We start from the raw sequence: 15484 nt of genomic DNA, 5'->3' as shown, positions 1-15484 counted from the left end.
TCCTCCTTACTTAGCACTTGCCGCATCAACATCGGCGGGTTGCACAAGATCACCAGAATCATTACCCCAAGCATTTCGCTCATAAGTAATAACAGCGGCTATTTCTGTTTTCGTTAACTGACTGCTAAAAGCTGCCATCGCTGGGTTTTTCTTGCTGCCATTAACAACAATATCAATATGGGCAGACACATCACCTGTGATAATAGGGCTACCAATTAAGGAAGGAAATGCTGGTGGTAAGCCTTCACCTGTCGCTTTGTGGCACGCCGCACATCGCGTTGCATATACTTCTTCACCTTTTGTCATTAGCTCTTCTAGTGAATAAGTTTTACTCAGATCTTCTTCCGGCGGTGCAACTTGCTCAACTGTTTCAGTGACATCAGATTCAACAGGTGTAGTTTCGGTCGTGGTTTCTGAACCACTTGACGCTGCTTGTACATCACTGGCTTGTACTGTATCGCCAGTATTATTATCCCAAGCATTACGCTCATAAGTTACTACCGCAGCTATTTCTTTCAAACTCAGCTGCTTACCATAACCTTGCATACCAGTTCCTGCTTTACCATTAAACACAATATCAATGTGCGCATTTACATCGCCTTTCGCGATAGCACTATCTTTTAATGCTGGGAATGCTGGTGGTAATCCTAAACCATTTGGTTGATGACATGCTGCACAATAAGCGGTGTATGTAGTTTCACCCAAGGTCATTAATTCATCCATCGACAATGATGCATTTAATGACGCCGCTTCAGCAGCTTTCGCTTCTTCTTTCAGGCGACTTTGTTCTTCAACCCAAGCAAGGTAATCTTGCTCTGTTTTTACTTCAACAACCACAGGCATATAACCATGATCTTTACCGCATAACTCGGCACATTGCCCGCGATAAATACCGGGTTCAGGTACGTTTGCCCATGCTTCGTTGATAAAACCCGGATTGGCATCCTGTTTAACAGCAAATGCCGGTACCCACCAAGAGTGAATTACATCATCAGACGTGATCAGAAAACGTACTTTTTTATTGGCTGGAATTACCAAGTGTTTATCAACTTCTAAAAGATAATTTTCGCCTTTTACGTCACCTAAGCCCGCTCTGTTATCGAACTGTTCACGCGGAGTGGATAATACAGAGTAGAATTCAATGTCTTGATCAAAATACTTATAATGCCATTTCCACTGAGACCCAGTCACTTGAATGGTTAAATCAGAATTATCATTATTTTCCATCGCGATTAACGTATTGGTTGCTGGCCATGCCATTGCGATCAAAATGATAATAGGAATTACTGTCCATAACACTTCAACCTTAGTGCTTTCATGGAACGTTGCAGGTTTAAAGCCTTTCGACTTTCGATGGAAAATCATTGACCAGATCATGGCGCCAAATACAACAACACCTATCCCCGTACAAATATACAAAGCATACATGTGTAGTCCGTATACTTCGTTACTTATCTCTGTGACCCCAGGGGTCATGTTTAACGTTGAATCAGCCCAAGCCATACCGGGAAATAAAATTCCAGATAACAGCCAACCTAGGTTACGTCTTTTCACTCGACATCTCCTTATACCCTTTCTAAGTCAAAAACAAAGCACTTTAGTATTACTTAGCTCTTATTTACTTATGTTTTTGATGCGATTTTATTGTTATTTTTTATGGCGATTTTTTAAACAGGTGAAAGTTCGCCTTATTATTAGTGTTGTTTACTTTCTGTTCTAGAATTACTTAATATTTGATCTGGGTCAATTTTTAATTTGATCGACATAAGCAATAAAAAGATAATAAATACAATTGAGTATAAACTCTAAACGACTGGAGGGTGCATTACACAGGGCATAGCGCAAATGTATACTTTTTAAGCATTTACTCTAAAAAAGTTTTTTCTTCGCTTTATTATAGATGGTGATTATTTAAACAGAAAAGCACTTATACACAGGGTTATTTGGTAGTGAGCACTGGTTAATATGAAGATTTAGCAATTAAAGGTTGATTTTTAATCAAGAGAATGAAAAACAGGTGTTATTCCCCAGAAAAAGCGATAATACCTGTTTACCAGCAATACAATTATTTACATCCAATCGGCAGATCGAATTACACCTACCGCCAAACCTTCAATATTGAAATGTTGGCTGGTTAAATCGACTTTTATCGGTGAGAAGTCTTCGTTCTCAGCATGAAGGTATACAACATTACCATCTCGCTTCAAACGCTTCACCGTTACATCATCTTCAACTCTGGCCACAACAACCTGACCATTTTGTACATCAGTCGTTTGATGAACGGCAAGCAAATCACCGTCGAAGATACCAATGTCTTTCATGCTTTCGCCGTTCACTCGTAATAAGTAATCTGCTGCAGGGTGAAACAAACTACCATCAATTTGGTACCTTTCTTCAACATGCTCTTGTGCAAGAATAGGTTCACCTGCGGCTACTCTACCTATTAAAGGTAAACCTTGTTCTTCAACAAAATCGTCAGCTAACCTAATACCACGAGAGGTACCTGGTAACATTTCAATGTAACCTTTTTTAGCAAGCGCCTTTAAGTGCTCTTCTGCAGCGTTAGCAGATTTAAAACCAAAAAAGGTCGCTATTTCTGCACGGGTAGGCGGCATACCAGTTTCTGATATCTTCTCTTTAATCAGATCAAAAATTTGTTCTTGTCTGTTTGTTAATGGCTTGAACTCGCTCACGATTATTCCCTGTATATATGGACAGTTTCACTGTTAGTATATACAGCCTGTAAATAATCGCAACTGTGTGATTAAAACTTTTAATTTTTTAAACTTTCAACAAAGTTATCGTATGCTTTTAACGCTTTCGGTACTGAAATATAAGGGTTCTCTACATGGCCTGCATCGGCACTATAACTAGACTGCCAATGTAAGTTTTCAGGAGCTTTTGTGTTCAACGCTGCAAGTAGCCCTTCAAATGAGCCTGTTATAATGTCATTCTCTTTTGCTCCTAAACTTAGGTATAAAAACAATGGTCTCCCTGAAGTGTTCGCTAACTGTTCACTAAAATTTTTTACCACCACGGAGTCGTCATACCATGCCGCGGGACTGAAGGCGAAATATCCCGTAAATAGCTCTGGTTTGTTTACCAGGGTGTATAACACGAAACTTCCTCCCGCTGAAAAGCCGCTTAATATTCTGTTTTGATTAATATTAAATTGGTTTTCAATATGCGGTAGAAGCTCTTTTTCTATAAAGGCTAAAAACAAATCTGCTTTACCAAATATTTCTGGGTTTCTTTCTGTAACTGGTCGAGCTTCTATATTCACATCTTTTCGTGCATAAGGCGGAACTAAGTCACGATTGCGGGTATCTTGCCAAAATTGATTAGGTATCGAGACTAGAATTGCATCTTCTGCTAATTGTTGTTCACTTAATGAATGCAACGACTCATCCCAACGTTTTAAATTAAAATTCCCGTCTGATCTTATAATGAGCGGATACTGTTTGTTCTGATCATACGTTTTAGGTAAACGAATAAAAACTTTTCTATGTTCATCAAGTGTTTCAGAATAAATGGTTTGATCAATATAACTAGAGGTGTATTCCTGCCTATATTGTTGACTGATGTTATATCCCATAACTATTAACAAGATGCTGATCACACCCGCTGTTACTTTACTCTTTATTTTTCGCACAGTGATTCCTTGGGTCTGTTGATCTTCCGAAATTAAATTTTGTTCGAACAAAACGCGAAGGGCAACAGACCTTTACATGATTAACGATTATAATCCCACAACAAATTCTTAATTTGCCATTTACCCTTCAATTTAACTAAATGCAGGTACTCAATCCAGTTATCTGAAACCATTTTCACCGTGGCTATATTGTTGTGCTGATCTAATACAGTGACTTGATTCGTCATAATAGGCGGAAAGCGTATACCGCTCCGGTTCCAGTAAGTTGCATGTTCAATCATCCGTTGATAAGTCGTTTCACGCAAAGAAACTTCACCATTTGGGGCAGGAAACGGTGGTACCGTATGTTTTGACAAGTCAGGGTGCATGACTGATTTCATTAACTTAGGGTCTAATTGTTTTAAGGCGTTAAGATAATCAATTGATACTTGTTTAATGGCTTCAATCTCTTTTTTATCATTCAGCACCGCCTTAGGAAATAAATTAGGTATCTTTTCGCTTTGCAAGTCATATTTTGTTCGGCCAGTATATTGTCCTTGGCTATCATAGTGTTTTATTGCGTAAGCAAAGCCCCATGCATTGAGCGTCAATTGGTAGTTCTGATCATAATAAGCATATTTAATATGCAAACCCTGCTCATTGTATGTATCTTCGTAATAAGCAATACCGTCTTTGTTATTAACAATATTAAGCGCCTTATCTAGGTTAAAATGACGGTAAGGATTGCCAGCATCATCATATTCAATCGCAGTGTCATTAAAGGGGAAATAAGGTGATAACGGCTGTTTTACGCCTGCAGTATTAAATCGTTGCTCAATCACCAAGTTGTTATGTTTGCGCCAGCGATACTCAGCAATGTTCCAACGCGATTCCATCGCTTTATCATCTGCATCATAAAAATTGAGCTGTTCAACAAACCCAGTATCATCAATACGATACACTTCTTTAAATACGCCGCGAATATTTGGCATTCTTTTATTGTTGATATCGTAAAAGGTAAGTGTTTTTTTGCCTGTAGAATAGTCAATTTTTACGCGCTTTACTGCAAAATGCGTTAACGGATGAAGTTTTGCATTTTGATAAGTATTGTTAATTATCTCTACCAGCTTTTCCGCCTCATTGTACTTAAAAACATAGTGCGGTTGCTTTGCAGCCTGTTGTGGTGAAATAGGTAAAATACCTTTAGTTTCTGCATGTAAAGAGACATGATTATAACGAAGCGAAGCATAGTATTTTTCTTCATTTGCATTAGCTTGATGGGGTGAAAAAACGATCATCCCTAATAGCAACCATATCAACCAAGAACCTTTTAATATCATCGTCATAACTAACCCTCATCGTGTTTATACATTAAATGACATAACAACAAACAACATCACACAATTTGTGTGTAATGTTGTGAAAACTTAGGGAAAAAAGCTGAATTAAAAGTGAATTTTTAGTTTATTGCGCATTTTATAACGATTTTGAAGGTGATTAATTTCAACTCTGTGTGAAACTCTGACAGAATAAAGTACCTCAACCATTAGTGTTCAAAGCAGTAATTAATCAATGATCAAATTAGGTCAATTTTGTGTCGATATCACGCACGGCAAACTTATTCATCAAGGAACAGAAATAGCCATTGAGCCTAAACTCTTTCAATTATTACTGCTTTTTATTGAACGTCCTAATCAAGTGTTAACACGAGAAGCCATCATTGAGCGTTTATGGTTGGGTCGTTATGTCACTGATAATGCTATGAACAAGCAAATCGCAAATCTGAGAAAAATACTCAATGACGACCCTAAAAATGCGACTTATATACAAACAGTACCCAAAATAGGTTATCGGTTAATTTGTCCTATAGAAGCGTTCGAAAAAGAAATAGCTTCCGCCGAACACACCAATAACTCAAAAAATAGTCAAACATTGCTATTCAGCACCATATTTTCCTTGATATTGCTAAGCATCTTGTTATTCACACTATTAAAGCGTGATAATGGCCAGCTTGATAAACCTAGCCACACCTTGGAGATCACTAGGCAAGCTGGTCAAGAGCATTCACCCAGAATCATTCCTTCAACTAACCAGTTACTGTATTTAAGAGAGCAACTAAATCAAAAGAACACAGAACTGTGGCTTAAAGATTTAACCTCAGGACAAGCAAGCAAAATTGCGCTTAATGACGTGTCAATGTTTAAACTGATTGCAGGGATACAGGATGATAGCACTAAGCAAGTATCAGTGTATTTTGCTCATCAGGCGCAGAAACAATGTTATGTCGTCAAAGCACAGGTGATACACCAGAAACTGGAAAATTTAACCCCGTTATTTGATTGCTCTGAAATGGTCTTGGGTAATATTTATTTTGATAATAATAAAAACCACCTTTTTTATAGTGCTCGTTTACCCGAGCAAACGAGCTTTCAATTGTATGAATACGATTTAAACACCAACCAAATATCGTTACTGTTTCAACCTTCACCTTTGGGCATGGGAAACCATGCTTTTGATGTATCACCAGATGGTGAAAGAATGTTAATCATGAACACGAATTCCAAACGGAATACGCAATTTTATGTTTTGCACTTAACAACAAATCAATTAGTTAAACATCAACAGTTGGATTATTTTGTGTCGGAAGCAATATGGCATCATGATGGTCAACATGTTTATTATTTTGCTCCGCCGCCATCCCATCAAATATTATTAGCAGATCTTGAGGGTAAAACTGCCCACTCTGTCGTCAGTGTTTCTGACTTTTTATCACGTGATATGATTAGACACAATGATAATAAGTCGATCCTATTTTCTACTCGCTCACCAAATTTTAGTAATCAGTGGTTAACCAATAGCAATGATAAGCTAATAATCAATAATTCAACGGTATACGATATTATCCCTGCGTTATTTCATCATGAAAATCGTTATATCTTTTCGTCTAAACGCTCTGGAAAAAGCCAACTCTATTTGGGAAATCTAGCTAATGGTAACGCGGTTGTTTTATCTAACTTCGAACAATATTATGTCTTCCAATTTATACAGCTAAGCCCTGATGATCAAACGCTATTAATAGCGACGCAAAATAACGTATGGAAAATTTCTCGTGCAGCACTAAATCGCGAAAATCCTACACTCTCTTTAACTGAAGAAGAGAAAATTTTCACTAGTCAGTCTCCAATCACAAATATCGATTGGATAGATAATCATACCGTGGCAGTCACTTCACTGAATCAGAAATCACCTGCTATTATCACCACATATTCGAACAATAACCAAACATTAGACTTACGCTGGAAACAACTCTTACTTGATCATAAAAACCCTGAACAAGTGTATTTAATTGAGCAAACAACAAATCGGCTTTTCAAAGCGAAACTCGAAGAATTCAAACAACAATTGACTGCAGAAAAGTTACCCGTCATAGATACAGGTTTTATTATGCCTCGCGGATATATCCACCTTAAAATATTCAATAAAAACTTATACTATGCAACCCGACAGCAAGGCGATTATTTCATAGTTAAAACACCATTGAATAGCAATGGGCAATCCAGTAAACACTTGCTACAAGGTTACTATGGCTATGATGTAGCGGAACACGGCGTCATGGTTAGTCATTTAGAAAGCCTAGGTGGTGATATTCACAGAACCGTTGGCACTGATGATTAGCATTAAAAGCAACACCCGCGTAAGCAAAGACAACACATCTTCATAATGCTACAATTCTTGTTCACACAATAATGAGTAAATAAGATGTCAGCGTTGAGAAGTTTTTTTTATCTTCTATTAAAATTTCCAATATTTCTTTGGGTAAAATGTCGAATCGTCGCCGACGAGCTATCAGAAAAACTCACCGATAGTGAGAGCAAGCCAATCTTTTATATTGTCAGGCATCGTTCTGCTAGCGACTTGCTGGCGTTGCAAAAAGCCTGCAAAAAACTCGCACTGCCTGATCCATTATCTACTGTCATGATCAAAGGGCAAGCTTTTCCCCGTACCATATGTATAGATACACCCAGTTCATTGTTATTTAGCAGAAAAGCATCGAGTGCAATGCAGCAAAGCTTAGCAATTCTTAACGCGCACGAACAAGATGAAAACCTTGCCGCACAACTGATACCGGCAAGCTTAGTGTGGGGGCGTAAACCTACCATAGAAAAACATAATACCGGTGTACGAGAAGTACTTGCAGAACAAGAATCACCAAGTTGGCTAAAAAAATTCTTTATTGTCTTATTTCTAGGGCGAAATACGTTAGTAAGGCTCAGCGAGCCGTTATCTATCCGCTATATGACCGATAAATTTGGTAGTGACGAAAGTAACGCACATAAGCTGTTACGTGTTGCTCGTTTCCATTTTCATCGCCAAAAAGTAGCAGCAACCGGCCCGCGCTTAATGCACCGGCAGCAGATGTTTAAAACCTTATTAAAAAACCCTTCAATCGTGCGATTAATGGAAGATGAAAGACAGGCTAAAGGTTTATCGAAAGAGGCAATTGAAAAACAAGCCCTGATCATTATGGATGAAATCGCCGGTGATTATCGCGAAGGCATGATCCGCATTGGCGAACGGGTATTACATTGGCTGTGGAATAGGTTATATAGCGGTATCAATGTTAATAATGCTAATACCTTGCGGGAGCTTGCTGATGACGGTCAGGAAATTATTTATGTGCCGTGTCATCGTAGCCACATGGACTACTTATTACTCACCTATATTATTTACCAACAAGGATTGGTTACACCCAGAATTGCCGCCGGTATTAACTTAAACTTTTGGCCAGCAGGCCCTATTTTTAGAAAAGCGGGCGCATTCTTTATTCGTCGTAGTTTTAAAGGTAATAGGATGTATTCCGCTATTTTCCGCGAATACTTAGGGTTATTATTTGAACGCGGGTATTCAGTAAAGTATTACTCGGAAGGTGGTCGCAGCAGAACCGGTAAATTACTTGAGCCGAAAACAGGCATGCTTGCGATGACCATTCAAAGCTTGTTACGCGGCATTAATAGACCACTTACATTAGTACCGGTGTACCTTGGATACGAACATGTTATGGAAGTAGGCACTTACTATAAGGAATTGAGCGGTAGTAAGAAACAAAATGAATCTATTTTTGGCGTGTTAAAAGCGATCAAAAATTTACGCAATTACGGTAAAGGTTTTGTCAATTTTGGTACCCCAATCAACATCAACCAATTTTTAAATCAACATGTTGAAAATTGGAAAGACGATGTTGACCCAATAGATCCGCAAAAACCAAGTTGGTTAACACCAAGCGTGAATTTACTTGCGAACCAAGTGATGGTGGCTATTAATAAATGTGCTGCCCTAAATGGTGTCTCGCTTGTAGCTATGGTTTTGCATGCTACGGAAAATAAGGCGCTACCACGCAGTGAACTTGAATATTTACTTAACTTTTTTCTATCTTTACAAAAAGCAGTACCTTATAGCGATGAGTTAACCATTCCAGAGGTATCTGGCAGCGCTTTATTAGCTGATGTTATTGCACTGAAAAAAGTGATTGTTGATAAAGACAGCTGTGGTGACATTATTTCTCTTGGCGATTTTGCCGCATTAGAAATGCGCTATTACCGCAATAACGTTTTACATGCTTACATTTTACCCGCGTTAATTTGTCGCTTACTTGATAGAACTGCCAAAATAAGCAGTGAAAATATACACACACAGATCCAACAATTTATTGTGCTGTTGAGAAATGATTTGTTTTTATGGCAATGTCCAACAGAAGTGACCAAGCAAGTCGACAATATTTTGCACTTTCTAAGCCAAGAAAATATCGCCAAACAAAGCAAAGCAGGTTTTTGGAGCTTGGTTGAAAATACCGAAACGCAAAATTATGTACAAGTGTTAGGTGAAGTTGCTGATGAGACTTTACAGCGTTTCGCTATTATAACTTCCCTTGCAACTCGTTTAACACCAATTAGTAAAAATGAGTTGAGTGAAAAAGCGGTATCGATCGCAAAACGTTTATCGGTGGTAAATAATATTAATGCACCTGAGTTTATTGATAAGAAAGCTCAGTCAACCCTGATTAACAGCATGAAAGAACAAGAAATATTCGCACAAGATGACAGTGGTAAATTAACGCCGAATAGTACGCTAATTACCTTAAAAGAAAACGTGAACAACTTAGTCGATATTTCAGTTTTACAAAGTATTGCACGATAAAGACATAGCCCTAGTGACGAATAAGTCACTAGGGAGCACAATCGGTTCTATAAATGTTCGATGATGATGCCAATGAAAATCACTAGCCCTACCCAATGATTGTGTAAGAATGCTTTAAAGCAGGCATCTCGTTGGCGATTAACAATAAGCATTTGCTGATAACTAAACAACGCAGCCGCTATTACCAGTGATAAATAAAACGGCCAACCAAACGCAAGCATATCTGCAACAACCATCAACATTAATAGCGTTGTTATCTGCAACGCCCCAATGATTTTTTTATCATATTTCCCAAACAACACCGCTGTAGATTTTATTCCTACTTTAAGATCGTCATCACGATCAACCATGGCATACATAGTATCGTATGAAACCGTCCACAATAAATTGGCACCAAACAGTAGCCAAGCAACAGTAGGGATTTCACCCGTTGCTTCAGCAAAAGCCATGATCATCCCCCAGCTAAAGGCAGCACCGAGTACAACTTGTGGGAAGTGGGTATATCGTTTCATAAACGGATAGCTCGCCGCTAATAATAAAGCCACCAACGATAACGAAATAGTGTACCAAGACAAGGTGAGCACTAAAGCAAACGCTGCACCAATGAAAAAACCAAATAAACACAGTGCTTGTTCTTCGGTAAGGGCTCCCGTAACTAACGGTCGATTTGTCGTGCGTTTTACATGACCATCTACCTTTCTATCTGCATAATCATTGATCACACAACCTGCACAGCGCATCACATAAACACCTAAGGTGAACACCGCTAATAAATGCAATGAAGGCCAACCATCAACAGCGACCCATAACGCCCACAATGTTGGCCACAATAATAAATAAGTACCAATCGGCTTATCCATACGGGTAATGTCTTTAACGGCTTGCCATTTTTCTTTTAGGGTTATCGTTTGGCTCATGAATCAATCACCGCCTGTTGGTATGCAAACGCTTTTGGTAAAAAAACTTCAGCAACCATTAACGGCTTTTGCTCAACGAGAAATATTGAACGTCGCCCCCAGATGGGTAATTCACTGAATAAATGATATGAACGTGCTAACTGAGCCACTTTAGTAGATGAGTCAAAGCACGCGACCTCTATTTCTTTCCGTTGCAATTTAGGGTTGGTAAATAACACATGCCCTAGCGACTGTGTACCTAGGTGCGCTAATTTTTGTTCATCACCAGTGAGAGACGTTAATGGCAATAGGCTTCTGGCAAATACTTGAGGCACGTTATCGCAACATAATAGCACTTCACGCACTAAAACTTGTTCGCCTTCAATAATATCAGCATTTGCTTCAAGGGCAGAGCATGGCTCAACCTGTTGCCCAAGTACATGCACCTTAAACTGCTGACAATGCTGCTTTAAACGTTGTGTTAAAGAGCCTGGGTCAAGCAACCAATCACGCAATAGTGGTGTTAGCGTTGCTGTGTGTGCGGCGCACCATGTTGCCGGTAAAGTAATTGGAAATGTCACCATTTCTTGCTGCTGTTCGATCATTACCTCAAAAACTCTGATAAAAACTGCCGGACGTATGATATCAGGATTATTCTGACAAGATCGATAATTAATGGTGAAAAACTACAATAACAAGGCTACAATAATGAACAATATTGATTAAGATATTACTGAATTACAGGTTGTTTTTTATGAAATTTTTGCTTTTTACCCTGTTACTGCTAAGTACTTTTGCGCCAAAAACACTTGCCGCTGACTACGCATACTATGGCTTCGAACCCCAGATTGTGACCAACTACGTCGCCGTTAAAAAGAAAATGGGCTACGTGCGTTTATCAGTAGAATTAATGATCGAAGATTCCGCTAATTATGAAGCAGTAGAGCATAATGCTCCCCTTTTAAGAGACGCGATTATTAGTATTATTGGTCAACAACCTGAAGCCAAAATAAAATCGATTAATGGTCGTCATGAAATTCAAAAGCTGTGTGAAGAAAAAGTAAAAAGCCTGCTTACTCAGGAAACAGGTCAACCATTAATTAAAAAGTTACTGTTTACTCAATGGCTTGATAACTAAAATCTATTATTAATTGAAGTCAGCGCACTAGTGTTAACGCCGGCTCCATTTTCCAAAACGCATCCACGCCAAAAAACACCCTGATAACAAGCCTACTGTATGTGCAGTATTCGCGACATTAATTGGCAATAAGTCTGCAAAACCTAACAATAAGAAAAACAACATAAAACCGATGATAGGCTTGGCAAGGTGTAAGCCTTTTTCTGGCGCTAGCCAACCCGCTATCCAAACATAACCAAAAACAGCATACACCACACCTGATAAGCCGCCAAAGTTAGGACCTGAAACGATATATTGGCCGAAATTGGATAAAATAGCGGAGACAAAAAAGACATTGAGTAATTCAGTTTTACCCATCATTTTTTCAATGGCGCCGCCAAGTTGCCACCACCACATAGTATTAAACACAATATGCAGTAATGAAAAATGAAAAAAAGCCGCCCCTACTAATCGCCAAGGTTCACTGACCAAGTTCGCTAAGGATAATTGTGTAAAAAAGCGAAGCTCAAAGAACAATGATTGTTTCCAGCCCAATGCTGATGCAATAAAAACTAGCCAGCATAAAACAAAAATAACTAAGGTAACTAAGCCTGCATGCGATAAAAATTGCTGTTTAAAGCTAGCTGTTAACGCTGATTTTTCAACGTGTACCGCTTCACCACTTTGCCAAGCCGCTTGCTGGTATTTTTCCGCATAAGGGTTTTGTACAAACTCTTGAAAATAGTCTTTTGCTTGCTCAACAAGTTGTTGATCACAAAGTACAACAAATTCACCTTCATGCGGGCGAACATCGCTCGAAATCTGCTGAGCGCGTAAATAATTTGCAAATAACAACGCTATTGAATGCTCTTTAACCACAGCTAACGGCGAAAGCTGAATATCAGACATAAAACGAACCTAGCTAATAGAAAAGATTTACGCGGTTTCAACCGTCTCAGGGTAAGACTGTTGCCACGCTACAAAGCCGCCATCAAGCGAGTACACATCTGTAAAGTCTTGGCTCGCTAAGAATTGTGCGGCTTGTTGGCTTGAATGACCATGGTAACAACATACGACTAGAGGAGCGTCCAGGTCTGCTTCACGTACAAAGTCGCTGATATTGTCATTGGTTAAATGCAATGCGCCTGGAATTCGCCCCGATTGGAATGAAGCAGGATCGCGAATATCAACAACTACGTGGCTTTTATCTGCAAGTACCTGATGCAGATCGCTAATATTCATATGTTTAAACCCTACTTCACTCACAATACTGTTACTCCCAGTTTAAAATCACTTTGCCTGATTGGCCTGAACGCATGATATCAAATCCTTGCTGAAAGTCATCAATATCGAAGTGATGAGTAATGATCGGCGTTAAATCTAAGCCAGACTGAATAAGGCTTGCCATTTTATACCAAGTCTCAAACATTTCGCGACCATAAATCCCTTTTATGATTAGGCCTTTAAATATGACCTTTGACCAATCAATCGCCATATCACTACCAGGAATACCTAACATGGCAATTTTACCGCCATTGTTCATGTTATCGAGCATGTCAGTAAATGCCATGGGCACTCCCGACATTTCCATACCAACATCAAAGCCTTCTGACATACCAAGCTCATTCATAACATCTGCAAGCTTTTCAGTAGCAACATTTACGGCACGAGTTGCGCCCATTTTTCTCGCTAAATCTAAGCGGTATTCATTAACATCCGTGATCACAACGTGACGAGCACCCACATGTTTTGCGACTGCAGCAGCCATAATGCCGATAGGCCCGGCACCTGTTATAAGTACATCTTCGCCAACAAGATCAAAAGATAACGCAGTATGTACAGCGTTACCAAACGGGTCAAATATAGCAGCGAGATCATCCGAAATTTCATCCGGTAATTTAAAGGCATTAAAAGCTGGGATCACTAAGTATTCGGCAAAACTCCCCTCACGATCAACACCAACACCAACAGTATTACGACACAAATGCGTACGACCACCTCGACAGTTTCGGCAATGGCCACACGTTATATGCCCTTCGCCCGATACTCTATCGCCTATCGCAAAACCTTTTACCTCTTCACCAATACCAACAACTTCTCCGGCATATTCATGGCCAACAACCATTGGAACAGGAATCGTTTTCTGTGACCATTCGTCCCAGTTATATATATGAATATCTGTACCACATATCGCTGTTTTTTTTATCTTGATCAGTAAATCATTATGCCCAAGCGTTGGCTCAGGCGAATCTGTCATCCAAATGCCTTCTTTTGCATGTAGCTTAGCTAATGATTTCATTATGAAATGACTCCCATTTCTTTGCCTATACGAATAAATGCTTCGATGGCTTTATCTAATTGCTCTTGCGTATGTGCCGCTGAAATTTGGGTACGAATACGTGCTTGTCCTTTTGGCACAACAGGGAATGAAAAGCCAATCACATAAATGCCTTCCGCTAATAGTCTATCAGCCATAGCGCTAGCCACTTTCGCATCTCCAAGCATAACTGGTACAATTGCATGGTCTGCACCGGCACATGTAAAGCCTGCCGCTTCCATGCTATTTCTGAAATAGCTGGCATTTTCTCTTAACTTTTTACGTAAATCGTCACCATCTGCCAATAATTCAAGTACTTTAATCGACGCATTCACAATGGCAGGAGCTAGTGAGTTTGAAAATAAATAGGGACGTGAACGTTGACGTAACCAGTCAATAACTTCTTTCTTACCTGACGTATAGCCGCCAGAAGCACCACCCATGGCTTTACCTAATGTACCAGTGATAATATCTACACGGCCCATTACGTCACAATATTCATGGCTACCTCGACCTTGTTCACCCACAAAACCTACTGCGTGTGAATCATCTACCATCACCAATGCACCATATTTATCGGCTAAATCACATACCGCTTTTAAATTGGCGATCACGCCATCCATTGAAAATACACCGTCGGTTGCAATTAACTTAAATCGAGCACCGGCAGCATCTGCTTCTTGTAAGCGCGACTCTAATTCATTCATGTCGTTGTTCGCGTAACGAAAACGTTTTGCTTTACACAACCTAACGCCATCAATGATAGACGCATGATTTAATGCATCAGAAATAATCGCGTCTTCAGGGCCTAATAAAGTTTCAAATAATCCCGCATTTGCGTCAAAACAAGAAGAATATAAAATGGTGTCTTCCATGCCAAGAAATGTTGAAAGCTCGGTTTCTAAGGTTTTATGAATATCTTGTGTGCCACAGATAAAACGAACAGACGCCATACCAAAACCGTGCTCCGATAAACCTGTTTTTGCCGCTTCAATCAAGGTTGGGTGATTCGCTAAGCCAAGATAATTGTTAGCACAGAAATTAATCACTTCTTCACCGGTATTAACGGCAATCTTTGCCTGTTGTGCGGTAGTAATCACACGCTCGCTTTTATATAAGCCATCTTGTTTTACTTGTTCAATTTGCTCTGCTAAATGATGATAAAACGTCGTTGTTGATGCTGAATTTGTCACAGTAATTCCTTGGTTATTAAGTGATCTGTTATGTGCAATATTATCAGCCTAGACGAATTTACAAAGAAAGTGACATAAATTATCAAATTGCATTTATTTTTAGTCATATTGACAGGTAAAGTAGTCAATATGTAA

13 protein-coding genes are annotated in these 15484 nt (G+C 39.2%); 3 read left to right on the top strand and 10 right to left on the bottom strand.

Features of this window, described 5'->3' with window-relative positions; translation table 11 throughout:
- Positions 1–6: 6 nt before the first annotated feature.
- The 4 genes from coxB to BI291_RS06695 form a co-directional block, all read right to left on the bottom strand.
- The gene (gene coxB, locus BI291_RS06710) at positions 7–1503 is read right to left on the bottom strand and encodes a cytochrome c oxidase subunit II (RefSeq protein ID WP_074497999.1); all 1497 of its coding nucleotides are present in this window, start codon (positions 1501–1503) and stop codon (positions 7–9) included.
- Between the two features lie 566 nt (positions 1504–2069).
- Positions 2070–2693, bottom strand: a complete 624-nt coding sequence (gene lexA / locus BI291_RS06705) for a transcriptional repressor LexA (protein ID WP_074497440.1) — start codon at positions 2691–2693, stop codon at positions 2070–2072.
- Between the two features lie 80 nt (positions 2694–2773).
- Entirely contained in the window at positions 2774–3595 is an 822-nt protein-coding gene (locus BI291_RS06700) for an alpha/beta hydrolase (RefSeq protein WP_083601956.1), read from the bottom strand.
- Between the two features lie 137 nt (positions 3596–3732).
- Entirely contained in the window at positions 3733–4977 is a 1245-nt protein-coding gene (locus BI291_RS06695; RefSeq protein WP_074497436.1) for a nuclear transport factor 2 family protein, read from the bottom strand.
- Positions 4978–5203: 226 nt separating this feature from the next.
- Between BI291_RS06695 and BI291_RS06690 the strand changes: the two genes are divergently transcribed.
- Positions 5204–7306, top strand: coding sequence for a winged helix-turn-helix domain-containing protein (locus tag BI291_RS06690; protein WP_074497432.1), 2103 nt, complete (start codon positions 5204–5206; stop codon positions 7304–7306).
- Between the two features lie 84 nt (positions 7307–7390).
- Entirely contained in the window at positions 7391–9826 is a 2436-nt protein-coding gene (plsB, locus tag BI291_RS06685; protein WP_083601938.1) for a glycerol-3-phosphate 1-O-acyltransferase PlsB, read from the top strand.
- A 47-nt stretch (positions 9827–9873) separates the two neighbouring features.
- On the opposite strand, the gene ubiA is transcribed toward plsB, so the two are convergent.
- Both ubiA and BI291_RS06675 read right to left on the bottom strand, forming a co-directional pair.
- On the bottom strand, positions 9874–10743 hold the full coding sequence (gene ubiA, locus BI291_RS06680; protein WP_074497428.1) for a 4-hydroxybenzoate octaprenyltransferase: 870 nt from the start codon (positions 10741–10743) through the stop codon (positions 9874–9876).
- A complete protein-coding gene (locus BI291_RS06675; RefSeq protein WP_083601937.1) occupies positions 10740–11327 on the bottom strand; it encodes a chorismate lyase in 588 nt (195 codons plus the stop codon). Before BI291_RS06675 ends, ubiA begins: the two co-directional genes overlap by 4 nt.
- 149 nt (positions 11328–11476) lie before the next feature.
- Here BI291_RS06675 and BI291_RS06670 point away from each other — a divergent pair, with 149 nt between their 5' ends.
- The gene (locus BI291_RS06670; protein WP_074497423.1) at positions 11477–11860 is read left to right on the top strand and encodes a flagellar basal body-associated FliL family protein; all 384 of its coding nucleotides are present in this window, start codon (positions 11477–11479) and stop codon (positions 11858–11860) included.
- Positions 11861–11893: 33 nt separating this feature from the next.
- On the opposite strand, the gene glpG is transcribed toward BI291_RS06670, so the two are convergent.
- Genes glpG through BI291_RS06650 form a run of 4 tightly spaced genes read right to left on the bottom strand, consistent with a single transcriptional unit; the run spans position 11894 to position 15349 of the window.
- Positions 11894–12748 (bottom strand): rhomboid family intramembrane serine protease GlpG, encoded by an 855-nt coding sequence (gene glpG / locus BI291_RS06665; protein ID WP_074497420.1) that lies wholly within the window; start codon positions 12746–12748, stop codon positions 11894–11896.
- 27 nt (positions 12749–12775) lie between these two features.
- On the bottom strand, positions 12776–13081 hold the full coding sequence (glpE, locus tag BI291_RS06660; protein WP_175573087.1) for a thiosulfate sulfurtransferase GlpE: 306 nt from the start codon (positions 13079–13081) through the stop codon (positions 12776–12778).
- Positions 13082–13112: 31 nt separating this feature from the next.
- Complete coding sequence (gene tdh, locus BI291_RS06655; protein ID WP_074497412.1) at positions 13113–14138, bottom strand: L-threonine 3-dehydrogenase; 1026 nt, start codon at positions 14136–14138, stop codon at positions 13113–13115.
- Positions 14138–15349, bottom strand: coding sequence for a glycine C-acetyltransferase (locus BI291_RS06650; RefSeq protein WP_074497407.1), 1212 nt, complete (start codon positions 15347–15349; stop codon positions 14138–14140). Before BI291_RS06650 ends, tdh begins: the two co-directional genes overlap by 1 nt.
- Between the last annotated feature and the right edge of the window lie 135 nt (positions 15350–15484).

Origin of the sequence: Thalassotalea sp. PP2-459 (genome assembly GCF_001913705.1) — a bacterium.
In the GTDB taxonomy this organism is placed as follows: Bacteria; Pseudomonadota; Gammaproteobacteria; order Enterobacterales; family Alteromonadaceae; genus Thalassotalea_C; species Thalassotalea_C hakodatensis.
This window is presented reverse-complemented; position numbering and strand designations above follow the sequence as displayed.

Excerpts from the sequence above, each read along its gene's own strand:
- coxB (WP_074497999.1), bottom strand. The coding sequence starts at position 1,503 with ATGGCTTGGGCTGATTCAACGTTAAACATGACCCCTGGGGTCACAGAG.
- BI291_RS06700 (WP_083601956.1), bottom strand. The coding sequence starts at position 3,595 with ATGGGATATAACATCAGTCAACAATATAGGCAGGAATACACCTCTAGT.
- BI291_RS06695 (WP_074497436.1), bottom strand. The coding sequence starts at position 4,977 with ATGACGATGATATTAAAAGGTTCTTGGTTGATATGGTTGCTATTAGGG.
- BI291_RS06690 (WP_074497432.1), top strand. The coding sequence starts at position 5,204 with ATGATCAAATTAGGTCAATTTTGTGTCGATATCACGCACGGCAAACTT.
- plsB (WP_083601938.1), top strand. The coding sequence starts at position 7,391 with ATGTCAGCGTTGAGAAGTTTTTTTTATCTTCTATTAAAATTTCCAATA.
- ubiA (WP_074497428.1), bottom strand. The coding sequence starts at position 10,743 with ATGAGCCAAACGATAACCCTAAAAGAAAAATGGCAAGCCGTTAAAGAC.
- BI291_RS06675 (WP_083601937.1), bottom strand. The coding sequence starts at position 11,327 with ATGATCGAACAGCAGCAAGAAATGGTGACATTTCCAATTACTTTACCG.
- BI291_RS06670 (WP_074497423.1), top strand. The coding sequence starts at position 11,477 with ATGAAATTTTTGCTTTTTACCCTGTTACTGCTAAGTACTTTTGCGCCA.
- glpG (WP_074497420.1), bottom strand. The coding sequence starts at position 12,748 with ATGTCTGATATTCAGCTTTCGCCGTTAGCTGTGGTTAAAGAGCATTCA.
- glpE (WP_175573087.1), bottom strand. The coding sequence starts at position 13,081 with ATGAATATTAGCGATCTGCATCAGGTACTTGCAGATAAAAGCCACGTA.
- tdh (WP_074497412.1), bottom strand. The coding sequence starts at position 14,138 with ATGAAATCATTAGCTAAGCTACATGCAAAAGAAGGCATTTGGATGACA.